Origin of the sequence: Nitrospirillum viridazoti CBAmc (assembly GCF_000730165.1) — a bacterium.
Lineage (GTDB): Bacteria > Pseudomonadota > Alphaproteobacteria > Azospirillales > Azospirillaceae > Nitrospirillum > Nitrospirillum viridazoti.
On the sequence record NZ_CP022111.1, the window covers coordinates 1,212,591 to 1,237,847 of the forward strand.

At 66.6% G+C, this 25,257-nt stretch carries 7 protein-coding genes; 3 read left to right on the forward strand and 4 right to left on the reverse strand.

What is annotated here, in order from left to right; genetic code table 11:
* Positions 1-186: 186 nt before the first annotated feature.
* Positions 187-18,051, reverse strand: a complete 17,865-nt coding sequence (locus Y958_RS18650; RefSeq protein ID WP_088873454.1) for a hypothetical protein — start codon at positions 18,049-18,051, stop codon at positions 187-189.
* Between the two features lie 812 nt (positions 18,052-18,863).
* Between Y958_RS18650 and Y958_RS18655 the strand changes: the two genes are divergently transcribed.
* Positions 18,864-19,457, forward strand: a complete 594-nt coding sequence (locus Y958_RS18655; RefSeq protein ID WP_211098612.1) for a cysteine hydrolase family protein — start codon at positions 18,864-18,866, stop codon at positions 19,455-19,457.
* A 140-nt stretch (positions 19,458-19,597) separates the two neighbouring features.
* Here the strand turns inward: Y958_RS18655 and ppk2 are convergent, their stop codons facing one another.
* Positions 19,598-20,515 carry a polyphosphate kinase 2 gene (gene ppk2 / locus Y958_RS18660; RefSeq protein WP_088873456.1) on the reverse strand — a complete coding sequence of 306 codons (918 nt, stop codon included), beginning with the start codon at positions 20,513-20,515 and terminating at the stop codon, positions 19,598-19,600.
* A 339-nt stretch (positions 20,516-20,854) separates the two neighbouring features.
* Between ppk2 and Y958_RS18665 the strand changes: the two genes are divergently transcribed.
* Together Y958_RS18665 and Y958_RS18670 are read left to right on the forward strand one after the other, a co-directional pair.
* Positions 20,855-23,143 carry an Orn/Lys/Arg family decarboxylase gene (locus Y958_RS18665; RefSeq protein WP_338039373.1) on the forward strand — a complete coding sequence of 763 codons (2,289 nt, stop codon included), beginning with the start codon at positions 20,855-20,857 and terminating at the stop codon, positions 23,141-23,143.
* A 19-nt stretch (positions 23,144-23,162) separates the two neighbouring features.
* Positions 23,163-23,792: a GNAT family N-acetyltransferase gene (locus tag Y958_RS18670; protein WP_186291341.1), complete on the forward strand. Its 630-nt coding sequence runs from the start codon at positions 23,163-23,165 to the stop codon at positions 23,790-23,792.
* A gap of 46 nt (positions 23,793-23,838) precedes the next feature.
* On the opposite strand, the gene Y958_RS18675 is transcribed toward Y958_RS18670, so the two are convergent.
* On the reverse strand, positions 23,839-24,687 hold the full coding sequence (locus Y958_RS18675) for an SDR family oxidoreductase (protein ID WP_088873458.1): 849 nt from the start codon (positions 24,685-24,687) through the stop codon (positions 23,839-23,841).
* A gap of 139 nt (positions 24,688-24,826) precedes the next feature.
* Positions 24,827-25,147 (reverse strand): con-10 family general stress protein, encoded by a 321-nt coding sequence (locus Y958_RS18680; protein ID WP_088873459.1) that lies wholly within the window; start codon positions 25,145-25,147, stop codon positions 24,827-24,829.
* Between the last annotated feature and the right edge of the window lie 110 nt (positions 25,148-25,257).

Here is a 25,257-nt window from a genome sequence, read left to right on the forward strand (position 1 = left end):
AACGTACTGAAAAATCTGAAGAAAGTGATAAAAGAGTAGAGCCTTGACCGGCACTGGTCGGGCCTCCCTTTCGGCGCCGGTTCACACACCAGGCGATCTTTTCCCGGTGTCATCCAATCCGGCAGCAGCCCAAGAAGAAAGCCCCGCCGGATCGCTCCAGCGGGGCTTTCTGTTGTGCGCTCGACCTTAGAAGCTCCAGCTGGCGCGCAGGACGCCGCCGTGGCTCTGGTAGTCGTGGCGGTACTCGCCGTTGTACTCCAGACGCAGGCTGAAGGCTTCGCTCTGCTGCAGCGTGGCGCCCAGGTTGACGGCCAGGCCGTCGGTGTTGACCCGGCCGGTGGTGCTGGCGAAGGCCACGCCGGCCAGCACGCCCGTGGTCGGGATGGGCCCGTCCTTGAAGTCGTGCACCCAGGCCACCCGCAGGTCCGGCGACAGCAGGCCCACGCCCGTGTTCCACTGCGTGTCCACCTTCAGCCCCAGCTCCTGGGTGACGGCATTGGTGCCGAGGACATCCACCTTCAGGTTGGCCGGACCCGCGTCGTGTTCCTGGTAGGCATGGTTCACCAGGCGCACGAAGCGCAGGCTGTACTGCGGCGTGAAGGTGAACGCCCCCTGCTGCGGCAGGTCGTAGCCCACCGTCACCTTGCCCAGGTACTGCTCGCCACCGTAGTTGGCGTTGGCACGCGCGCCCAGGAAGGCGATGTCGCGGCGCTGGTCGAAGTGGTTGTAGCCCCAGCCCACCTGGCCCTCCACCGACAGTTTCTGGTCGGCGAAGTCCGGACGCCAGACGCTGTAGGCCGTCAGCTGGTAGCTGCCCACCCGCGTCAGGCTGCCCGCCATGACGCCCTGGCCCACCGACGCGCTGTTGATCCAGCTGAACGCCAGGCCCGCCATGACCTCGTCGCTGGCGAACCAGTCGGCGCCCAGCACCAAGCCACTGCTGCTGGCGCGGTAGCCCGCCGCCTCCGTCGTCGTGCCGCGCAGCACGCCGGCGCCCACGACCTCGCCCCAGATCACCCCCTCGCGACCGTTGGAGCCCGCGGCCATGCCCTTCTCGCTGCCGTCCATCAGGCTGGCCACCGTCTCCTGGTGCTGGCTGATGGCCGTCGTCGTCGGCGTCACCGACGCCGCCGTCAGCTGCGGCGTCAGCTGGCTGGGCGACAGCTGCGCCACCGCCACCTGCTTGGCCGCCGGCGTCAGCGTCGCCAGCGGCGCCAGCACCTGCTGCGTGAACGCCGCCAGCTGCTGGTTGGTGGTGATGCTGTTGCTGGCCAAGGCCGCGATCTGGTCCAGGGCCGAGCCCGTGCCCACCGCCGCACCGCCCTGGGCGTTGCCCACCGCCGTGTAGTTGGTGGCCTTGCCCGCCACCTTCACCACCAGCTGGGTGGTGTTGCCCACCGTCACCAGGTCGCTGGTCACGGTATAGCCCGTGGCCGTGAAGTCCACCCCGCTCAAGGTCAGCCCATTGCCCGAGGCGATGGTGTAGGTGCCGGCCTGCAGGGCCCCGGCCCCGCTGCCCACGCCCTGCAGCAGCACCGAACCGCCGGTGAAGGCCGCCGCACCGCTGACCGCCAGGTTGCCGTAGCTGGTCTGCGACGTCACCCCGATGGCCAGCGTACCCGCCGACTGGCTGTACGCGCCGGTGATGTTGATGGCGCTGTTCACCAGCAGGGTCGCCCCGCTGTTGAACACCGTGTGGCTGCCGACGGTGATGTGGTCGTTCAGCAGCTGCACGCCGCCGGTGAAGCGCACGTTGCTGCCGGTGTTGCTGATCGTGCCGATGGCGCCGTTGAACCCGGTCAGGGTGCCCGGGGCCGTGGCGCTGCCGCCGTTGATGATCAGGTCGCCGGTCGACAGGTTGGTGATGTTGCCCGCCAGCGCCCCGCTGTTGGCCAGGGTCCCCAGCGTGCCGGTCGAGGCGATGTACAGCGCCGTCGGGCTGGCCACCGTGCCGGTGTTGTTCAGCGTATCCAGGCTGGCGCCGATGTAGTCGTTGCCCGCCGCCGCCAGCAGGTTGCTGCCGCTGGTCACGGCCGTGGCACTGAGGCCGGTGATGCCGCTGGTGACCGTGGCACCGGCGTAGTTGGACCCCGTGCCGCCCTGGATCAGGGTGACCCGGTCGCCGGCGATGTAGTTGCCCACCGCGCTGACCCCGGCGTTGACCACGCCGCCCGCCACGGTGGCCGCACCGCTGACGGTCAGCACATGGCCGCCGGCGGCCAGCGTGCCGCTGCTCTGGCTGAAGTTGCCCGTGATACCGACGTTACTGGCCAGCGTGAGGCTGGCGCCGGCGTTGCTGACCGTGTGCGTCGCCACGTTGATGGCGTCGCCCAGGCTGACGGCACCGGACGCGAACACCACATTGGCGCCCGTGTTGGTGATGGTGCCGCCGCTGAAGCGGCCCACCGCACCGTTGCCGCCGCCGTTGATGGTGAGATCACGCGCGGACTGGTTCACCACGTTGCCGACGATGGCTCCGCTGTTGGCCAGGTTGCCCAGGGTGCCGGTGCTGGCGATGTACAGCGCCGTGGCGCCGCCGGCCGTGTTGGCCAGCGTGCCCGTGACGTTCAGCGTGTTCAGGCTGGCGCCGATATAGTCGTTGCCCGCCACGGCCAGCAGGGTGTTGCCGCTGACAGAACCCTTGGCGTCCAGGCCGGCCAGGCCGCTGGTGACCACGGCCCCGGTGTAGGACGACCCCGCCCCACCCTGGATCATTGTCACGCTGTCGCCCACGAAGTAGTTGCCCACGCCGGAGACGCCGGCGCTGACCGTGCCGCCCGAGACCAGCGCCGGGCCGCTGACCGTCAGCACATGGCCGCCCACGGTCAGGCTGCCCGCGCTCTGGGCATAGGTGCCGTTGACCGCCACGTCGCTGGCGAGGCCGATGGCCGCCCCGATGTTGCTGACCGTGTGCGTGCCGCCCACGTCGATCGCGTCGCCCAGGCTGACGGCACCCGAGGCGAAGATGACGTTGGCCCCCGTGTTGCGGATGGTCCCGCCGGTGAAGCTACCCACCACGGTGCCGCTGCCGCCGGTGATGGTCAGATCCCGTGCCGAGACGTTGGTGACGTTGCCGCTGATGACGCCGCTGTTGGCCAGGCTGCCCAGCGTGCCCGTGCCGGCGATGTACACCGCCGTGGCCCCGCCCGCCGTGTTGGCCAGGGTACCCGTGACACTGAGCGTGGCCAGGCTGGCGCCGATGTAGTCGTTGCCCGCCACGGCCAGCAGATTGCTGCCGCTGGTGGCCCCCAGGGCGTCCAGGCCTGTCAGGCCGCTGACCACCGTGGCCCCGGTGTAGGTGGAGCCGTCGCCGCCCCGGATCAGGGTGACGCTGTCGCCCACCAGGTAGTTGGCCGTCCCGGTCATCCCGGCATCGACCACGCCGCCCGTCACCTGCGCCGCCCCGCTGACGCTCAAGCTGTGGCCCGCCACGGCCAGCGTGCCCGCCGTCTGGCTGTAGTTGCCCGTCACCGCCACATCGCCGGCCAGGGTCAGGCTGGCCCCGCTGTTGCTGACCGTATGGCCCGTCACGTCAATGGCGTCGCCCAGGCTGACCGCACCCGACGCCAAGGTCAGGTTGCTCAGGCTGTTGCGGATGGTGCCGCCCGAGAAGCTGCCCACCGTGCCGTTGCTGCCGCCCACGATGACCAGGTCGTTGGCACTGGCGTTGACCACGTTGCCGATGATGGCACCGCTGTTGGCCAGCGTGCCCAGGCTGCCGGCACTGGTGATCAGCACCGCCGTGGCGGCGTTGATGGTCCCGGTGTTGGTCAGGGTTCCCAGCGTGCCACTGACATAGTCGCTGAGCAGGGTCAGCAGCAGGTCGGTGGCGGCCCCGTTGGCGCCCGTGCCCAGCGTGGCGCTGAAGCCCGTGGCGGCCGCACTGAGCCCGCTGGTGGTCAAGGACCCGCCCACCTCGGCGATGGTGTAGCTCTGGCCCGCGATCAGGTTGCTGCCCGACAGCGCCGTCACCGCCACGGTGCCGCCGGTGAAGGCGGCGTTGCCGCTGACCAGCAGCTCACCCGCCGTGCCACTGCCGATGCCCATGGCCAGCGTACCGGCCGATTGGCTGTAGTTGCCCGTCACGCTGATGGCATTGGTCAGCAGCACGTTGGCGCCGCTGTTCACCAGCGTGCCCGTGCCGACGGTCACCTGGTCGTTCAGCACCAGGTTGCCGCTGGCCAGTTCCACATTCGCCAGCGTGCTGGTGATCGTGCCGATGCCGCTGGTACCGGTCAGCGTGCCCACGGTGGCGCCGCTGCCGCCGGTGAACACCAGGGCGTTGGCGCTGGTGTTCACGATGCTGCCGGCGATGGTGCCGCTGTTGGCGATGGTGCCGATGCTGCCCTCGTTGTACAGGGCGGTGACACCGGCGATGGTGCCGCTGTTGGTAATGGTGCCGATGACGCCGGCGATGCTGTTGTGCAGACCCTGGCCAGAGACGGTGTCGGTGGCGCTGATCACCCCGCTGTTGGCGATGCTGGCGATGGTGCCGCTGTTGTACAGGCCGTAGGGCACGCTGCTGATGGTGCCCTGGTTGATCACGGCACCGATGCTGGCTCCGATGGTATTGTTAAGGCCGGCGGCGTTGACCTCCTGCCGATCCTTAAGCAGGCCGGTGTTCAGCACCGTGCCGATGGTGCCCTGGTTGAACAGGCCGACGATGCCGCTGGCCGTGCCGCTGTTGTCCACCAGGCCGATGGTGCCCTGGTTATGGATGCCGTAGAGCTCACCCTCGAGCAGACCACTGTTGGACAGCGTGCCCAGGCTGCCTGTGCCGGCAATGTAGGCCGCCGTGACCACACCGCTGATGGTGCCGGTGTTGTTCAGGCTGGCCAGCATACCGCCGATGTAGTCGTTCACCGCCGCCAGCACCAAGTCGACGTTGGACCCGATGGTGGTGACGCCGGTGCCGATGGTCAGGCCCGTGATACCGGAATAGATGCCCACGCCGGTATAGCTGGACCCCGTCCCGCCCTGCACCAGGATGACGCCGGTTGACGACCCCACGATGTAGTTGGTGATGGAGCTGATATCGGCCGTGATGGTGCCGCCGCTGATGGCGGCCACGCCACTGACCTCCAGATGGTTGCTGCCCAGGGCCAGCGTGCCCGTGGCCTGGCTGTAGTTGCCGGTGATGGTGACAGTGCTGGCCAGGGCCAGGCTGGCCCCGCTGTTCACCACCGTGTGGCTGCCCACGTTGACGATGCTGTCGCCCAGCACCTGCGCGCCGCCGGCGAACACCAGGTTGCTGGCGGTGTTGGTGATGCTACCCCCCGTCAGGGTGCCACCACCGCCCGCGATGACCAGGTCGCCGGTCGACAGGTTTGCGATGTTGCCGCTGATCGTGCCGGCGTTGACGATGGTGCCCAGCGTGGCACTGGCGCCGTTGTACAGCGCGTAGTTGCCGCCGGAGATCAGGCCCTGGTTCAGCAGCGTGCCCATGACGCCGGTGTTGCGCAGGCCGGTGGCCGAGCCCGTGATGCTGCCGATCAGGGTGCCGAAGCCAATGTTGCCGAGAAGCGCGATGGTCCCAGTATTGTTGATGCCGATGGAGCCGGTAACCAGCCCGGCGTTCTGGAAGATACTCAGGGTCCCGGCATTGTTCACGCCGGCGGTGACGCCGGTCATGGTGCCGGCATTACCCAGGCCGAACACCACGCCCTGGTTGTCGACCGCCGCCCCGGTGGTGCCGAGGATGGTGCCGTAGCTGGTCAGCGTGCCGATGCTGCCGGCGTTGGCCACACCCACCGCGCCCACCATAACGCCAAGGCTGCTGCCCACCGTCCCCAGCGTACCGTTGAGGATGGAGCCGATGCTGCCCAGGTTGTTGATGGCGGCGTTGGCGCCCTGCAGCGTACCGCTGTTGGTGAAGCTGCCCAGCGTGCCCGTCGCCGCCACGTAGACGGCATTGTTGGCAGTGATGGTGCCGCTGTTGCTGAGCGTTCCCAGCGTACCGCCGACATAGTCGTTGATGCCGGCCAGGTAGAGGCTGTTGCCGCCCACGCTGCCCGTGACCTCCATCCCCGTCACGTCGCTGGTGTAGCTGAGGCCGGTGTAGCTGGAGCCCACGCCACCGGCCACCAGGGCCACGGTGTCGCCCACGCCCGCCAGCATGTTGATGGTGCCCGGCACGCCCGTGGCGGCGATGGTGCCGCCGGTCAGCACCGCGGCGGCGCTGACGGCCAGTTGGCCGCTGCCGTACGCCACCTGCAAGGTGCCCGCCGACTGGCTGTAGCTACCCGTCACGCCGATGAGGGTGGTCAGCCGCGCCGAGGCGCCACTGTTCACCAGGGTCTGGCCGGTGACGTTGACCTGATCGTTCAGAAGCAGGTTGCCACCGGTCAGGACCACGTTGGCCAGCGTGCTGGTGATTGTGCCCATGCTGGCGACGCTACCGCTCAGCGTGCCTGTCAGGCTGCCCACCACCGTGCCGCTGCCGCCACCGATGGTCAGGGCGTTGGCGCTGGCGTTGATGATGCTGCCGGCGATCAGGCCGCTGTTGGCGATGGAGCCGATGCTCCCACTATTATACAGCGCCACCGGGCTGGTGATGGTGCCGAGGTTGGTCAGGACACCGATGCTGCCGGCGTTGTTCACGGCGGCGGCCTGGGCCGACGACGCGTCCTTCAGCAGGCCGGTGTTGATGACCGTGCCGATGGTGCCCTGGTTGTACAGGCCGATCAGGCCGGTGGCGGTGCCGCTGTTGTCCACCAGGCCGACGGTGCCCAGATTGTTGATACCGATGCTGCCGCCGTCCAGCAGGCCGCTGTTAGCCAGGGTGCCCAGACTGCCCGTGGTGGCGATGTAGGCCGCCGTCACCACTCCGGTGATGGTCCCGGTGTTGGTCAGACTGGCAAGCGTGCCGCCGATGTAGTCGTTGGCCGCCGCGACCACCAGGTCGACGTTGGATCCGATGGTGTCCACGCCGGCGGCGATGGTCAGGCCGCTGACGCCGGAGGTCAGGCTGACCCCGGTGTAGCTGGAGCCCGCCCCGCCCTGGATCAGGATGGCGCCGTTGCTGCCCCCCACCACGTAGTTCTGCGCCGCGTCCACGCTGGCGGTGATGACCCCGCCGCTCACATTGGCGACACCGCTGACGAACAGGTGGTTGGTCGACAGGGCCAGCGTGCCCGTGGCCTGGCTATAGTTGCCGGTGATGCTGAGGTCGCCGGCCAAGGCCAGGCTGGCGCCGCTGTTGACCACCGTGTGGCCGCCCACGTTGAGGGCGTCATTGACCACCTGGGTGCCGCCGGCGAACACCACGTTGCTGGCCGTGTTGCTGATGCTGCCGCCCGTCAGGGTACCGCCGCCGCCCGCGATGACCAGGTCGGTCGCCGACAGGTTGACGATGTTGCCGCTGATCGTGCCGGCGTTGAGAACGGTGCCCAGCGTGGCACCGGCGCCGTTGTACAGGGCGTAGTTGCCGCCGGAGATCAGGCCCTGGTTCAGCAGCGTGCCGATCACGCCGGTGTTGCGCATACCCGTGGCCGAGCCCGTGATGCTGCCCACCACGGCGGTGAGGCTGCCGGTGGGGAAGAGGGCGTTCGCCAGGCCCAGGACGGTGCCCGAGTTGTTGAGGCCGATGCTGCCGATGATCGCGCCGGCGTTGACCAGGGTGCCGACCACGCCGGCATTGCTCAGGCCCGTGGCCGAGCCGCTGATGCTGCCAATGAACGTGGTCAGGCTGTCGGTGGCGAAGACGAAGTTCTGGATGAAGGCGATGGTGCCGGTGTTGTTGATGCCGATGCTGCCGGTGACCTGGTTGGCGTTGACCAGGCCGCCGATGCTGCCGGCGTTGGTGATGCCCGCGGTCACCCCGGTGATGGTTCCGGCGTTGCCCAGGCTGTACATCGAGCCCTGGTTATCGACCGCCGCCCCGGTGGTGCCGACGATGGTGGCGTAGCTGACCACCGTGCCGATGCTGCCGGCGTTGGTGATACCCACCGCGCCCTGCAGCAGACCCACTGTGCCATAGCTCGTCGTCGTGCCCGTGCCGGTCAGGGTGCCGATGGTGATGGTGCCGATGCTGCCCAGGTTGTTCAGGGCAGCATTGGCGCCCAACAGGGTGCCGGTGTTGGACAGGGTGGCCAGAGTGCCCTGCGCCGACACGTAGACGGCGTTGTTGGCGCTGATCGTGCCGGTGTTGTTCAGGCTGCCCAGCACGGTGCCGACATAATCGTTCAGGCTGACGGCCCGCAGGTTGGTGCCCACCTGGGTGCCCGTCAGTTCCAGCCCCGTCACGCCCGAGGCGTAGCTGAGGCCGGTGTAGCTGGAGTTGGTGCCACCGGCCACCAGGGTGGGGCCGGCCTGGCCCACCAGGTAGTTGCCGTTGGTGAGGCTGGCGGCCACGGTGCCGCCGGTCATGACCGCCGCACCAGTGACCACCAGGCTGTTACCGCCCACGTCCAGCGTGCCCGCCGACTGGCTGTAGTTGCCCGTCACGGTGAGGAGGGTGCCCAGCCAGACCGAGGCGCCGTTGTTGGCCAGGGTCTGGCCGGTGACGTTCACCTGGTCGTTCAGCAACAGGTTGCCGCTGGCCAGGGTGACGTTGGCCAGGGTGCTGACGATGGTGCCGATGCTGCCCGACACGCCGGTGAAGGTGCCGACCACCGTGCCGGCACCCCCCTGGATGACCAGGGCGCTGGCGCCGGCGTTGATGACGGAACCCTCGATGGTGCCGCTGTTGGCCAGCAGGCCGATGCTACCGCTACTGTACAGCGCCACCTGATCGCCGTGGATCAGGCCGCTGTTGGTGATGGTACCGACCTTGCCCTCGAACGACAGGGCCACGCCGCTGGACCCGACGCCGCTGATGGTGCCGGAGTTGGATAGGCTGCCCAGGCTGGACAGCGTGCCACCACTGTAGACGGCCGTGCCGTTGGCGATGATCCGCCCGCTGTTCAGCAGCGTGCCGATGGTGCCCTGGCTGGAGATGCCGAAGTTGGCGTTGATCAGGCCGCTGTTGTTGAAGGTGCCCAGGCTGCCGGTCGTGCTGGCGTTGATGCTGGCCACGACGACGGCGTTGTTGCCGCCCAGCGTGCCGCTGTTGCCCACGCTGCCCAGGGTGCCGCCGATATAGTCGTTGGTGACGGCCAGCAGCATGTCGACATTGCCGCCGACGGTGGCGATGGAGGTGGTGGAGCCCAGGCCAGAGATGCCGGTCACCGTCAGGGTGGCGCCGGTGTAGTTGGACCCCATGGTACCCTGCACCAGGGTGTAGGCATCGCCCACCAGGTAGTTGCCGGTGTTGGACAGGCTGGCGCTGACCTTGCCACCGGTGATGCTGGCCAGGCCGCTGACCACCAGCTGGCTGACACCGGGGTTGACCACCAGGGTGCCCGAGGACTGGCTGTAGTTGCCGGTGATGCTGACCGTGCTGCCCAGCGTCAGCGCGGTGCCGCTGTTGACCACCGTGTTGGTGCCGACGTTGATTACGTCGTTCAGCAGCTGCTTGCCGCCGCTGAACACCACGTTGGCGTTGGTGCTGGTGATGGTGCCCTGGTTGGTCAGGGTAGCACCCGTCAGCGTGCCGATGGTGCTGCCGGTGCTGCCGCCGATGGTCAGGCCGATGGTGCCGTTGTTGGCGATGTCGCCCGCGATGAGGCCGCTGTTGAACAGGGTGCCGATCTGGCCGTTGCTGGTGATGACCAGGACGTGGTTGGCGCCGACGATGGTGCCGCGGTTGAGCAGGGCCGACAGCGTGCCGCCGGCGTAGAACGCCGTGTGCGCGGCGCTGATGGTGGCACCGGCATTGTTGGTTACGGTGCCGACGTTGGCGGTCATGAACAGGGCGTCGCCGGTGGCGGCGATGGTGCCGGTGTTCAGCAGCGCAGCGATGCTGCCCGATGCCTGGTAGATGGCGGAGTAGCCGCTGATGACGCCGCTGTTGATCAGCGAGGCGATGCTGCCGTGGTTGGTGATACCCGTGCGCGTGCCGGCGGTGGAACGGATGGTGCCGCTATTGTCGATGACGGCGATGGTACCGTCGTTGTTCAGGGCCGGGCTGCTGCCGGTGATCAGGCCCGCGTTGCCGATGCTGTTGATGTAGCCCGAGTTGTAAAGGCCGTTGCCGGTGGTGCCCGTGTTGGACAGGGTCCCGCCGATGGTGTTGACCAGGGCGTTGATGCGGCCGGTATTGAACAGGCCATAGCCGGCGCTGCTGGGGCTGCCGCTGGCACTGCCGGTGATCAGCCCGCTGTTGACCAACGTGCCGATGGTGCCGCCGTTGAAGGCGCCGTAAGCGTTCGTGCCGTTGCTGGCCGACAGGCGCCCGCTGTTGATGAAGGTGCCCAGGCTGCCCGTGGCAGCCACGTACAGGGCCGCCGTGGGCGCACTGATGGTACCGCTGTTGCTGGCGCTCGCCAGCAGGGTGCCGACATAGTCGTTGGCACCGCTGGTCACCAGGTTGTTGCCGGCTTGCGTGCCGCCCAGCGCCAAGCCTGTGATGTTGTTGAGGGCGCCGACGCTGACGCCACTGTAATTGGAGGCGGCCCCCGCCGCAACCAGGGTGGCGGTGCCGGCCTGGCCTACCAGGTAGTTGGCGGTGCCCGAGACGCTGGTCAGCACCGTCCCGCCGCTCAAGGTGGCGCCGCCGCTGACCACCAGACGGCCACCACCCACACTCAGCGTACCCGCCGACTGGCTGTAGTTGCCCGTCACGGTGAGGATGGTGCCCAGCCGGACAGAGGCGCCGCTGTTGACCAGGGTATTGCCGCCGACGTTGACTTGGTCATTCAGCAACAGGTTGCCGCCACCCAGGACCACGTTGGCGCCGGTGCTGCTGAGGGTCCCGATGCTGCCGGAGAAACCAGTCAGCGTGCCCACCGTACCGCCGTTGCCACCCAGGATGGTGAAGGCGTTGGTGCTGGCGTTGGTGATGTTGCCCTGCAGGGCACCGGTGTTGACCAGCGTGCCCAGGCTGCCGGTGCCGGCGATATAGACCGCGGTAGCGGCGTTGATCGTGCCGCTGTTGGTCAAGGTGCCCAGCACGGTGCCGACATAGTCGGTGGTGACGGCCAGCAGCAGATCCAGCCCGCTGCCCACCGTGGCGGTGGAAACGGTGCCGCCCAGGCCCGTGACACCGGTGGTGGCGATGGTGACGCCGGTGTAGTTGGACCCCGCCCCGCCCTGCACCAGGGTATAGGCGTCGCCTACCAGGTAGTTGCTGGTGCTAGACAGGGTGGACACCACGGCGCCGCCGGTGATGCTGGCCGCGCCGCTGACCACCAGCTGGGCCGTGCTGGGATTGACCAGCAGGGTGCCGGACGCCTGGCTGTAGTTGCCGGTCACGCTGATGTTGCCGGCGAGCGTCAGGCTGGCGCCGCTGTTGACTACCGTGTGGCTGCCGACGTTGAGGGCGTCATTGACCACCTGGGTGCCGCCGGCGAACACCACGTTGCTGGCCGTGTTGCTGATGACGCCGCCCGTCAGCGTGCCCGCCACGGTGTCGCCCACGATGGTCAGGTCGCGGGTGGACAGGTTGGTGATGGTACCGCTAATGGTGCCGGCGTTGGCGATGGGGCCCAGCGTGGCGTTGGTGTCGTTGTACAGGGCGTTGACACCGCCGGAGATGACGCCCTGGTTCACCAGGGTGCCCAGGATGCCGCTGTTGCGGATGCCGGTGGCCGAGCCGACGATGCTGCCCAGCAGCGTGCCGAAGCCGATGTTGCCCAGCAGAGCGATAGTCCCGCTGTTGTTGACACCGATCGAGCCGGAAACCCGGCCGGCGTTCTGCGCGATGGTCAGCGTGCCGGCGTTGTTGAGGCCGGCGGTCACGCCACTGATGGTCCCGGCGTTGCCCAGGCCGTACATCGTGCCCTGATTGTCCACGCCCGCACTCGTGGTGCCCAGGATGGTGCCATAGCTGGTCAGCGTGCCGATGCGGCCGGCGTTGGCCACACCCACCGCGCCCGCCATGACGCCCAGCGTGCTGGCGACGGTGCCCAGCGTGCCGTTGAGGATGCTGTTGATGCTGCCCAGGTTGTTCAGGGCGGTATTGGCGCCCAACAGGGTGCCGGTGTTGGACAAGGTGCCCAGGGTGCCCGTCGCCGCCACGTAGACGGCGTTGCTGGCGCTGATCGTGCCGGTGTTGTTCAGGCTGCCCAGCACCGTGCCGACATAATCGTTCAGGCCGGCGACCAGCAGGTTGTTGCCCGATGCGCTGCCCGTCGCTTCCAGCCCCGTAACACCGGTCGCGTAGCTGAGGCCGGTGTAGCTGGACCCAGTGCCGCCAGCCACCAAGGTGGCGCCCAACTGGCCAACCACGTAATTGGCGCCGGAGTTCAAGGTTGTGGCCACGGTGCCGCCGGTCATGACCGCCGCCCCGCTGACCACCAGCTCGCCGCTGGTGCCCAGCGCCAACGTGCCCGTGGACTGGCTGTAGTTGCCAGTGACGCTGACCACGGTGTTCAGCTGCACCGAGGCGCCGCCGTTGACCAGCGTGCCGGCGCCGACATTGACCGCGTCGCCCAGGACCATGGCGCCCGAGGCCAGGGTCACATTGGCCAGGGTGCTGGTGATGGTGCCGCCGGTGTAGGTGCCCGCCACCGTGCCGCCCGACAGGACCAGCCCGTTGGTCGACAGGTTGACCAGGTTGCCGCTGATGGTACCGGTGTTGATCACCTGGCCCAGCGTGCCGCCCGACGCCACCTCCACCGCGATGGAGCCGGCGATGGTGCCGCTGTTGACCAGGGTGCCCAGGCTGCCGGTGCCAGCCACGTAGACCGCGCCCGTGCTGGCGCCGCTATAGCTCAGCGCGCCGCTGTTGACGATGGAACCCAGCGAGGCGCCGACATAGTCGTTGCCGACCACGGCCAGGAGGTCGTTGCCCGACACGCTGCCGGTCAGGCCCAGGCCGGTGATGCCGCCGCCCGCCACCACCGTGGTGTTGTAGGACGAGCCGGCGCCGCCCTGCACCAGGGTGACGTTGCTGCCACCCGCCAGGTAGTTGCCGGTGGCGTTGAAGCCGCTGGACGTGACCGTGCCCGCGGTGACGATGGCCGCACCGGTCACCGACAGCAGCGCGCCGCTGCCCAGCACCAGGGTACCGGTGGCGCCCTGCGCGTAATTGCCCGTGACGATGACGCTGTTGGACAGGCGCAGCGAGGCGCCACTGTTGACCACCGTGCGGCCGGTGGCGGTGATGTCGTCGTTCAGCAGCAGGTTGCCGCTGTTGAACACCAGGTCGGCGCCGGTGCTGGTGATCCGACCCTTGTCGGCGCCGCCGACGCTGCCGCTGACCCCCGTCAGCACGCCCACCACCGTGCCAGCACCACCGCCGATGGTCAGGGCGGTGGAAGCGCCGTTCAGGATGGAACCGGCAATGGTGCCGCTGTTGGTGAAGGTGCCGATGGTGCCGCTGCTGCCCAGGCGCAGCGCGGTCGGGCCCTGAATCGTCCCGCTGTTGGAGAGATTGCCGATGGTGCCTTCGTTGAACAGGGCGGAACGGGAGGCGGACGTGATGACGCCGGCGTTGGTCAGTTGGGTGATGTTGCCGCCGGTGTAGTTGTCCAGGCCGTTGATGACCCCACCCACGGAGTTGGACAGCGTGCCGATCACCCCGGAGTTGAACAGGCCCGCCAGGCGGGAGCCGCTGAAGTCGGTGATGCTGCCGGCGGCGGTGATGGTGCTGGCATTGGACAGGACGCCGATCGTGCCGCTCGACAGGTTGGCGATGCCGGCCACCACGTTGAAGCCGGTGACAGTGTTGCGGCCGGTGACGGTGACCAGGCCGCTGTTGCTCAGGGTGCCGATGGTGCCGCCGTTGCTCACGCCAGCGATGATGTTGCTGGTGCCGCTGACGATGGTGCCGCTGGCGCCGATGGTGCCGCCCGTGGCGTTGGTCAGGGTGCCCAGGGTGCCGTAGTTCAGCACGCCGTCCGCGATACGCGCGGCCGTGGCCATGATGAGGCCGCTGTTGGTCAGGGTGTTGAGCGTGCCGTAGTTGGCGATGCCCACCGCGGTGGTCGACCCGCTGGTGACGGAGCCGGCAACCAGCCCGGCGTTCAGGATGGTGCCGAGCAGGTTGCTGTTGGCGATGCCAAAGGCGCCGGCGATGGTGCCGGCCGCCTGGTTGTTCACCAGGGTGATGGTGTTGCCGTTATAGATGCCCGAGTTGGGCAGGCTGTCCAGGATCTGGCCGCTGTTGTCGATGGTGCCGATGACGCCGTTGTAGTTGGCGACACCCACGCGGCCGGCGATGGTGCCGCTGTTGACCAGCGTGCCGATGGACGCGCCCAGCGTGCCCGACGACCCCATGAAGATGCCGTTGCCGAGGTTGGCCTCGCCGTTCAGCACGCCCGTGTTGGTCAGCGTGCCGATGGTGGCCGTCCCCGCCACATAGAGCGCGGCGCTGGCCTGGCTGTTGGTGCCCAGCACGATGGTGCCGGCCTGGGTGAACGCCGCGGTGGACGTGCCGAAGTAGTCGTTCTCGACCACGGCCTGCAGGTTGTTGCCCACCTGGGTGCCGATGACGCCCAGGCCACCCACGTTGGACTGCACCACCGGCACGCTCTGGCTGCTGACCAGGGTGTAGGTGGAGGAGGCACCCGCCTGCACCAGGGTGGCGGTCTCTCCCGCCACATGGTTGGTCAGGCTGTCGAAGCTGCCGACCTTGATGTAGCCGTCGCTGATGGTGGCGGCCCCAGTGACCACCAGGGGGGCGTTCGGGCCCAGGACCAGGGTGCCGTTGGCGCTGTTCTGCAGGTAGTTGCCCGTGACGGTCACGCCCGGCGCCACGCCCAGGGTGCCACCGGTGTTGTACAGCAGGCCGCTGCCGACATTGACCTGGTCCGCCAGGTAGACCTGGCCGCCGGAGACCACCACGTTGCTGTTGGTGTTGGTGATGGTGCCCAGCGTGCCGCCGGCACCGGCGAAGGTGCCCCAGGTCGAGCTGCCGCCCCGCAGGTTGAGGTCGGCCGAGCCGTTGTTGGCGATGTTGCCCTGGATGGTGCCGCTGTTGGACAGCGTGCCCAGCGTGCCTGCCCCGGCGATGTAGATCAGCGTCGCCACCCCGGCCGGCGTGGCCAGCAGGGTGCCGCTGCCGATGGAGATGCTGGCCAGGCTGTCGCCGACATAGTCGTTCAGCACGGTGCCCCACAGGCTGGTGCCCTGGGTGTAGCCACCCAGGGTCAGGCCGGTGATGCCGCTGTCGTAGGTGATGCTGGTGTAGCTGGAGCCCACGCCGCCGGCGATGATGGGCGTGGCCCCCGCCGGGCCCTGCAGATAGTGATAGGCGCCCGTGGCGCCCACGACCGTGTAGTTGACGCCGTTGAGCACGGCCGCGCCGCTGACGATCAGTTCACCGCCGCTGACGGCCGACCGCTCGGCCAAGGTGCCGCCCGTCTGGCTGTAGTTGCCGGTGACATTGATGATGGAGCCCAGGTACAGGCTGCCACCGTTGTTCACCAAAGTGTGGCCCGTGACATTGACATGGTCGTTGAGCGCGACGTTGCCCGACAGCGTCACGTTGCTGGCGGTGTTGACGATGGAACCGACCGCAGTGCCGGTGACGCCGGTGAAGGTGCCGTAAGTGGCGCCGGTACCCCCGATCAGGGTCAGGTCACGGACGCTGTTGTTGACGATGCTGCCCTGGATGACACCGGTGTTGGATACGGCGCCCAAGGTGCCGGTGGACGCGACATAGACGGCCGAAGCCGCCGTCAGCGTGCCGGTGTTGGTGATCGTGCCGTAGGTGCCGGCGATGTAATAGTTTTGCACCATGGCCAGCAGGTAGTTGCCGACCGTGGTGCCGGTCACGTTGATGCCGGTGCCGGAGGAGCTGACCACGCCGGTCAGGGTGCCGTAGCTGAGGCTGAGACCGCCGTCGGCCGAGATCAGGGTAATGGCCTCACCCACCGTGTGGTTGACGGTGGTGGTGAAGTTGCTCAGCACCGTGCCGGCGATGCTGGCGGCGCCAGAGATGGACAGCAGGTTGGTGCCCAGCGACAGGGTGCCCAAGGTTGACGTCTGGGCGAAATTGCCGGTGAGGCTGATGGTACCCAGCGTGCCGAAGGTAACGTTGGCGCCGTTGTTGACCAGGGTGTTGGTGCCGACGTTGATGACGTCGTTGATCCGCAGGTTGCCCGAGACCAGGACGACGTTGCTGGTGGTGTTGGTGATGGTGCCGATGGAGCCGGAATAGCCGGTCAGCGTGCCGATGGTGGTCAGCGTGCCGCCGCGGATGGACAGGTCGTTGGCGCTCAAGTTGACGATGTTGCCCCGGATCGTGCCGCTGTTGGTCAGCGTCCCCAGGGAGCCGGTGCTGGCGATGTACAACGCCGTGGGATAGATGGTGGAAGTGCCGTTCAGGACCGTGCTGCCCACGCTCACCGAAGCAACGGCGCCACCGACATAATCCATCAGCGGGTTGTAATAGATCAGCGTCGTGCCGCTGGCGCCGATGTTGGAGAAATGGGCGCCGGTGGGGGCCTGCACGGTGGCGAAGGCAGAGCCGAGGTTGGAAATGCCGGTGGGCGAATAGATCAGGCTGGCGGCCGTGCCGACGATGTAATTGCCCGCACTGCTGAAGGACGGGACGATGGTGCCGGTGATCAGCGTCACGCGGCCCGTGACCGTCAGGCCGCTGGTGGTCAGAGTGTTGGTCGAGAGGGTGTTGTAATAGTTGCCGGTGATGGTGGAACCGGCGGCGATGGTCAGGTTGGTGCCCTGGCTGATCAGCGTTCCGCTGCCGACGTTGATATTGTCGTTCAGAAACAGGTTGCCGCCGGTGATTACGATGTTGCTCAGCGTGTTGATGATCGAGCCCTTGCCCGATGCGCCGGTGAAGGTGCCGAGGACCGTGCCCGTCCCGCCGGTGATGCTGAAGGTGTTGGCGGAATTGTTGACGATGTTGCCGCTGATCACGCCGCCGTTGTTCAGCCCAGCGATAGTACCCGAGGTGCCGATGCTGATGGCGTTGCCCGTGGCGCTGATGGTGCCGGTGTTGATCAGGGTGCCGATCAGGCCGCCGGTGGCGATGCTGCCGATAATGACGCCATTGTTGGCCAGGGTGCCCAAATAGCCGTTATGAGTGACCGACGCGTTGCCGCTGGTCTTGGAAATGACGATGCCGCCCTGGATGGTGCCGATGCTGGTGTTGGTCAGGTTGACGATGGAACCGCCGGCACCGATGGAAACACCGGTGGTGCCGCTGATCAGACCCGAATTGGTCAGGGTGCTGAGGGTACCGTCCTGGCCGACATGGCTGTGGTAGATGGCCGTCGGGCCGAAGCCGCCGTAGTTCCGCACCTCCACGCCCGGGCCGGAATCGTTGAGGATGGTGCCGGTGTTGTTGACCGAGCCCACCACGCCGAACACGTTCACGGCACCGGTGCCGCCGCTGTTGCCCCTCAACATGCCGCTGTTGATGATGGTGCCGACGGTGCTGATTGTCGTGATGACGTCGACGTCGATGGCGCCGCCCACGGAACTATAGATGTAGCCGCTGTTGGTCAGCGTGCCGATGCTGACGCCTGTCAGGTTCAAAGCACTGTTGCCGTTGGCCAGGATGGTGCCGTCGTTGGTAAAGCCGCCGACCTTCACGCCATTCATCATCCGGATGGCGCCGTAGCCGCCGTCCGACTGGATGAGACCGGCCGCGTTGTTCACGAAGGTGCCGATGGTGGTGTAGGCGCTGATGCCGTAGCTGATGGTGCCGCTGGTCGTGGTGTAGGTGGGGGTGCCCGTCAGGACGATGGCGGCGATACCGCCGGTCGTCCCGGTGCCGCCGATCAGGTTGTTGTTGAAGAAGGCCGTCAGGGTCTTGCCGCCCTGGATGCTGAAGCCGGTGTAATTGCTGGAAGTGCCGGTGTTGTTGCCGACCAGCGTGCCGTTGTTGATGACGGTGCCCACCGTGCCCGTCCAAGTGAACGCCGTGCAGTGCGCCGCCGAGCCGATGGTCGAACTGGTCGAGAAGCTGCCGCAGGCACTAGCCCAAGCGGACTTCGGGGCCGCCAGGCCCACGCCGATGGCCAGCGCCGATGCGCCCAGGAGAAAAGCCTGCTGCGTCTTCTTCGTGCCCTGACCGCGCGTAACCGCCTGCTTCGCCATGCCACCTGTCTCCCAACCACTGGTTTGCACCATCGCCGGGCTGAGAGACAAAAATGGCGGCTTTGGGGTACCGCCGGGGAACATCGCCCGACACCCAAATCCGTTTCTTGCCACCCCAACCCTTCTTCCGCGCCGGAATCCGGAGCCCCGTGCCCCCAAGTTCCAGACCTATCCAAACGGGACAGGCGCGCCACCAACTTTTGGGATAGCTGGGCAATTCATGTCAATTGCATCTTCAGAGGCTTAAACTATCGGGGAAGGTGAAGAATCCTATTGGTTAATGTTGCTTAACCATTTTCCCGCACCCAATTTCATCACATTTAGTAACAACTTATAAAATTGTGGGTGAAGTCCAACCACTCGGCGGTAACCCTTGCGTACGCAATAGCGAATTTTGAGAAAATAGCGCGATGTGCAGCGACCATCTGCGCGAAGTCTTTACCACTTTTTAAACGTTGCCTCTGACAGCCAAGGGCGCGCCGCAGTCCGACAGCCATACCGGTCGACTGGACAAGCTATCCTAATGCACCAAACGGCCTCGGCTCCCGGAACCTGGCGAAAGCCATTCGTTATAACCTTTAGTTTATATTCTGCCGGTTGCAGTCGGGCCGTCACCGGCGACTCAGATCTTCCGGCGCCAAGAGTCGCGTCCCGGCCAGGGCCGCTTCAGCCTGGTCGTCCTCAACCGATCGCGTCGGTGAACAATTGGCGGCCTGCCGAGTTCAGGGGAAACGTAAATGGTTCAAGGCCTACGCCACCTGCGCCTACGCCACCTGCCGCCAACGTGATCTAAAAGCGCCGCCATGAATTGGATGCCGACGCCAGCCACCGTGCACCTCTGCCTGGACATGCAGCGGCTGTTCTCGCCGGAACGCCCCTCCGGTCCCTGGCCTACCCCCTGGCTGCCCCGCATCCTGCCGATGGTGGCCACCATCGCCGAACACTTTCCCACGCGTACCGTTTTCACCCGCTTCATCCCGCCACGAACGCCGGAGACCATGCCCGGGACCTGGCGTCCCTATTACGAACGCTGGCGCCATGCCACCCGCGACCATCTGCCTCCTGACGCCCTGGAGTTGCTGGCGCCCCTGGCCCGGCTATGCCCGCCGGCCGCCGTGGTGGACAAGCCGGTCTATTCCGCTTTCATCCGCAGCAGGCTTGCGTCCCTGCTGCGGCAGCGCGGGGCCGACGGCTTGGTTGTCACGGGATGCGAGACCGACGTTTGCGTGCTGGCCACGGTGCTTGACGCCATCGACCTGGGCTATCCCGTCTGCGTGGTGACCGATGCCGTCTGCAGTTCCGTAGACACGTCCCATGACGCCGTGCTGACCCTGTACCGCACCCGCTTCGCCCAGCAGGTCATCACCCTGACCACCGAGGAGCTGCTGAATGGCTGGCCGGATTGACGGCCCTCCAAAAAAAACTCGGGCGGACACCCGCCGGTATCCGCCCGTTACATTTGAGTCCAGGCCGCAGGCCGGTCAGTGCTTGCGCCGCGATCCGAAGGTGTCGGCATCCGGCGAGGGGCATCCGTCCCCCCATGGGGTCAGTAGCGCTCAGGCACGTATAGCTCGGCCGGCAGGGTGTGCCGCTCGTAGTTGGGGTTGAACACGCGGTCGGGCAGCGTCACGGGCTCATGCGGCACCTCCTCATAAGGGACGACCGACAGAAGATGCGAGATGAGGTTGAGCCGGGCACGTTTCTTGTCATTGCCTTCCACGATGTGCCACGGCGCCTCGGGAATGCTGGTACGCGCGAACATGTCCTCCTTGGCCATGGTGTACTGCTCCCACCGCACGCGGGACTGCAGGTCCATGGGCGACAGCTTCCATTGCTTGATGGGGTCGTGGATGCGCATGAGGAAGCGCAACTGCTGTTCCTCATCGGTGATGGAGAACCAGTACTTCACCAGGATGATGCCGGAGCGCACCAGCATGCGCTCGAACTCCGGCACGTCGCGGAAGAAGTCCTCGACCTCGGTATCGGTGGCGAAGCCCATGACGCGCTCCACACCGGCGCGGTTGTACCAGCTGCGATCGAACAGCACGATCTCGCCGGCGGCCGGCAGGTGCGGGACGTACCGTTGGAAGTACCATTGGGTCTTCTCGCGGTCCGATGGCGCCGGCAGCGCCACCACCCGGCAGCTGCGCGGATTGACACGCTGGGTGATGCGCTTGATGGCGCCCCCCTTCCCGGCGCTATCGCGGCCTTCGAACAGGATCACCATCTTGAGGCCCTTGAAGCGCACCCAGTCCTGCAGCTTCACCAGTTCGCTCTGCAGGCGCAGCAACTCGCGGAAATAGGTGTGGCGGTCCAGGGTGCTCTTCTGATGCCTTTCCATCAGGGCGCGCAGGTCGGGCGGGATGCGCACATCGTCAACGGCCTGCTCGAGTTCCTCATCCATGTCGTCTTCGAGCTCGATGTCCAGCCAACTGCGGGTCTCGGTCTTGTCGTGTTCGGTCATGTGTCGTCCTCCTGGTTCCCAAACGGTTACCTGGAAGCGTTTGCAGTTTGGTGACAAAGCCCGAGATGGCCGACTTGGCGGACGCGGCAAACACCCTCTCGCCAGAGCGGATGGTTTTGATCCTGATCGTCATGCGGTAGCGTTTGTATTAAGCGAAACGCTGTGACTTAAGATAATACTGCGGCGCGGTCCAAAGGTAGGGGGCGGGACCGTCACGTAATTGTCATTAAATGATCCGACAGCGCGCTTTGAACAAAGGATGGATTGGCAATGGATTTCTTTAAGCGTTTCACTGTTCTTCTTTGCGCCCCCGGCTTCGACGCCGATGACCTGGAAGGCATGCGGCTTCAGAAAATCATCGCGGCCATCGAGGACGACGGCATTGAGGTGGTCAAGGCGCGGCGGGTCGAGGACGCGGAGATCGCCGTCCAGACCGATGCCGCCATCGGCTGCATGGTGGTGGATTGGGGCAAGCGTGGGCTGGAGGGCAAGACGGCGGCCCTGATCAACCTGATGCGCCGCCGCGGCCTGGACATGCCCATCGTCATCCTGGTCCGTCGCAAGCGCCTGGAGGACATCCCGGTTGAGGTGCTGGACTTCATCGACGGCTACATCTTCCTGTCGGAAGAAACGCCGGAGTTCATCGCCCGCAACCTGATCAGCCGTCTCAAGAAATATGCCGACACCCTGAAGACGCCCTTCTTCGGCGCCCTGGTGGATTACGCCGAGGAAGGCAACCAGCTGTGGACCTGCCCGGGACACAATGGCGGCATCTTCTATAGCCGCAGCCCCATCGGGCAGATTTTCGTGGAGCATCTGGGCGAGGCGGTGTTCCGCGACGACCTGGACAATTCGGTCATCGAGCTGGGCGATCTGCTGACGCACGAGGGCCCGGCCCTCAAGGCCCAGAAGGAGGCGGCCGCCATCTTCGGGGCGGAGAAGACCTATTTCGTGCTGAACGGCACCTCCTCCTCCAACAAGGTGGTGCTGGGCGCGCTGGTGGCGGAGGGTGACCTGGTCCTGTTCGACCGCAACAACCACAAGGCCGCCCACCACGGCGCCCTGCTGATCAGCGGCGGCATTCCCATCTATCTGGAAACGGACCGCAACTGCTACGGCATGATCGGGCCCATCCAGAGCCAGGCGCTGGATGAAGCGGCCATCCGGGAAAAAATCCGGCTGAACCCCCACGTGACCGATCCGGAGGCATGGAAGAAGCCGCGCCCCTTCCGCGTCGCGGTCATCGAACAGTGCACCTACGACGGCACGATCTATAGCGCGGAGATGATCCTCAAGCAGATCGGCCACCTTTGCGAATACATCCTGTTCGACGAGGCCTGGGCCGGCTTCATGAAGTTTCACCCGCTCTATGCCGGACGCTTCGCCATGGGCCTGAAGGATCTGGGTGAGGATGCGCCCGGCATCATCGCCACGCAGTCGACGCACAAGCAATTGGCCAGCTTCTCCCAGGCCTCGCAGATCCATGTCCGCGACCGCCATATCAAGGGCCAGAAGCGCCGGGTGGAGCATCGCCGGTTCAACGAGAGCTTCCTGCAGCACGCCTCCACCTCCCCCTTCTATCCCCTGTTCGCCTCGCTGGATGTCGGCGCGCAGATGATGAAGGGGCGGTCCGGCACCATCCTGTGGGACGACACGGTCCGCCTGGGTATCGAACTGCGCAAGAAGCTGCGGGCCCTGCGCCGCGAGTACGAACAGAAGGAAACCGATCCGGCCCGCCGCTGGTTCTTCGAGCCCTTCATTCCCGACGTCGTCTCGCCCCCGGGCTCCGGCCCTGAGGATACGGCTCACGAGGTGGCTTGGGAAAGCCTGAGCACCGACGAACTGGCCACCAACGCCCGGTACTGGTCCTTCTCGCCCGGCGAAAGCTGGCACGGCTTCAGCCATGTGACCGAGGGGCTGGCCATGACCGACCCCAACAAGCTGATCATCCTGACCCCGGGGTTCGACCGGCGGACGGGCACCTACACCGACCATGGCATCCCGGCCCCGGTGGTGGCCCAATACCTGCGCGAGAACCGCGTCGTGCCGGAGAAGAACGACCTCAACTCCCTGCTGTTCCTGCTGACGCCCGGCGTGGAGTCCAGCAAGGCCGGCACGCTGCTGAGCGCGTTGGCGGCGTTCAAGCGCCTGCATGACGACAACGCCCTGCTGGACGACGTCATGCCCCGCTTCGTCACCCGCTGGCCGCAGCGGTACCGGGGCGTGCGCCTGCGCGACCTGTGCGCCCAGATGCACGCCTACTATCGCGAGATCAACGTCAGCGCGCTGCAGCAGAAGCAGTTCGCGCCCGAACACCTGCCGGAAATGGTGGTGCCCCCCCATGAGGCGGCGCGCTGCCTGGTGCGCAACAAGGTCGACTACCTGCCCCTGAGCGAGATCGACGGCCGCATCGCCACCACCCTGTTCCTGGTCTATCCGCCGGGCATCGCCACCATCGTCCCGGGTGAACGCCTGGGCGCGCGGGCCAAGCCCATGCTGGACTATCTCAAGATGTTCGAGCAGAGCGCCAACCTGTTCCCTGGCTTCGAGAACGAGGTGCAGGGCCTCTATCGCAAGATTGAGCCCGATGGCTCGATGCGCTTCTATACCTATGTGATGCAGGAATGAGCGTGCCGGAATGTCCGCCATGACCGACTCTTCCATGCCTGTTCCCGGCATGAACCAGGATCCTGGCGCCAGCCAGGACTTGGCCTCGCCCGTGCCAGGGACGCTGCCGTCGCCCATCGTGCTGCGCCACTCCAACGACGAGGACGTGCCGGCCATGCTCGACATCTACCGGCATCACATCGGGCATAGCGTGGGCAACCTCGGCACCTTCGTGCCGACACCGTTCGACATCGAGGACCTGAAGGCGCGGCGCAAGAACATGCGCAAGCACAAGCTGCCCCACCTGGTCGCCACCATCGACGGCGTCGTGCTCGGCTATGCCTACGCCGTGCTGTTCCGCAAGCGCCCCGCCTATCGGTTCACGGTCAAGCATTCGATCTACATTCATCCCGATCGCCTGCATCGCGGCATCGGCCGGGCGCTGCTGCCCGCCCTGATCCAGGAATGCGCCGCCGCCGGCTTCCGCCAGATGATTGGTTATGTCGACAGCTCCAACGCCGCTTCCTTGCGATTGCATGAGGCCTGCGGCTTCCGCCAGGTCGGCTATCTGGCGGCGGTGGCCTTCCGCTTCGACAAATGGACCGACACCGTGATGCTGCAGCGGGCCATCGGACCGGAGGGTGGGCAGGAAGACTGCACCCCCCCATAAGTCGGTGGGCGATCAACCCCTCTCCGGCATGATCCCTCCCCCTGGTTCAGGAGTTCACGACCGTGCCGCCGTTGGGGTGCATGACCTGCCCCGTCATGTAGGAAGCCTCCTCGCTGGCCAGGAAGACGTGGCAGGAGGCGACCTCGTTCGGCTGGCCGGGACGGCCCATGGGCGTGTTCTTGCCATGCTCCGCCACCTTGTCCGCGTCGAAGGAGGCCGGGATCAGGGGCGTCCAGATGGGTCCCGGCGCCACGGCGTTGACGCGGATGCCCGCCTCGACCAGCAACTGCGACAGGGATCGGGTGAAGGCCAGCACGGCGCCACGGGTGGCCGAATAGTCCAGCAGATGGGGGCTGCCCTTGTAGGCGGTGACGGAGGTGGTGTTGACGATGGCGCCGCCGCGCTGCATGTGTTGCAGCGCCATCTTGGACATGAAGAAGTAGCCGAAGACATTGGTGCGGAAGGTCCGTTCCAACTGCTCCGCCGTCAGGTCGCCCAGCCCATCGGTAGTGTGCTGCTCGGCGGCGTTGTTGACCAGGACGTCCAGCTTGCCGAAGGTGGCCACCACCTTGTCCACCGCCTCCCTGCAGAAGGATTCCGACCCCACGTCGCCGGCGATGGCCAGGCCACGCCTGCCCTCGGCCTCGATCAGCGTCACGGTGTCGGCCGCATCCTCATGCTCATCCAGGTAGACGATGGCGACGTCGGCCCCCTCACGGGCCATGAGGACGGCCACGGCGCGTCCAATGCCGCTGTCACCGCCGGTGATGAGCGCCACCTTGTCCGCCAGCCGGCCGGCGCCGGGAAAGCGCGGGGCATAATCCGGGGCGGGCGTCATCTCACGCTCATGGCCAGGCTGGTGGTTCTGCTGCTGTGGGGGGATGGCATCGTCCATGGATATGCTCCTACCGTTCGGCCAATCGGCTCGGGGAAAGTGAACCGCGCGGCGGGGCGCGGGGTTCCAGAGGGACTGTCGGCCACGCCGACGGCAGATCCGCCGGCGTGGCCGATATCCATCCGCCGCTCAGCTTCCGTCAGCGATGGGCGTGGCTGGCGCCACCCTTGCGCCCCGCCTCGGCCGCGCGTGCGGGGTCATTGGCGAAGTTTCCGCCGGACGCTTGGCCGCCCTTGCGGCCCGCTTCGGCCGCCAGGCCACGGTTTTGGGAAAAGCTACGCTTTTCGTCAGGAACGTTCCGCCCCCCCTTGCGGCCGGCGGCCGCGGCCAAACCGGAGTCCTGGGAGAAACTGCGCTTTTCATTCGGCACGCTGGAGCCACCCTTGCTGGCGATATCCCGCTGCTTACCCTCATCCATGGAAGCGAAGCCGCGGCCGCGGGTGTTGCTGTCCTTGGTCATGACATCCTCATCTTATGTCAGCGATGCGCTGCGCCCGGTCTCGCCTATTGCCCGAACGCTTCTTCTTCATGGCGCCCGCATATAAGAGGGGATATCCTTCCGGGTTCCGG